The following is a 594-nucleotide window of genomic DNA, read 5'->3' on the forward strand; positions in this document are numbered from 1 at the left end:
GCAATGGTTCCCTGATCTACGTCAGGCATAAGGGCAAATCCAAGTCTTCCCGCAATCAGGAAGGATAACACCAGGAGCAGGATGGATACGCCCATAACTGTTTTTCTTTTGTTTAAAAGCCTTCCAATAATCTTTCGATAGCCGTTCTGCATCATGCGCACCAGACCGGAAGCCGGAGAATTTTTCTTCTCGACCGGCCGGAACCGGCTGTAGCACAGAGGTACGATCGTCATGGCAGAAATCAGAGACGCTGCCATACAGAATACAATCGTAAATCCGAGGGGTGCGAACATCTGTCCCGACATGCCCTTTAAGAGTGCCAGCGGGATAAATACAACACAGGTGGTAACCGTTCCGCCGAAGATCGACTGGATTACCTTGCCGGTTCCCTCCAGCGCCGCTTCCATATATTCCCGGAAGCCCTGCCCCTTGTGGGAGCGGAAACAGCTTTCCAGAACAACGATGGAGTTATCCACCATCATACCGACGCCGAGAACGAGACTCCCCATGGTGACAACGTTTAATGAAAATCCCATGACCGACATCAGGATCAGTGCCGCCAGAATGGATACCGGTATCGAGCTTCCGACGATC

General features: G+C 51.7%; 1 protein-coding gene. It reads right to left on the minus strand.

The features are described 5' to 3' along the window. Positions 1 to 594: efflux RND transporter permease subunit (locus NE664_12760; GenBank protein ID MCQ4727507.1), on the minus strand; the 594-nt coding region annotated here is incomplete at both ends.

This window comes from Anaerotignum faecicola (genome assembly GCA_024460105.1).
GTDB lineage: Bacteria > Bacillota > Clostridia > Lachnospirales > Anaerotignaceae > JANFXS01.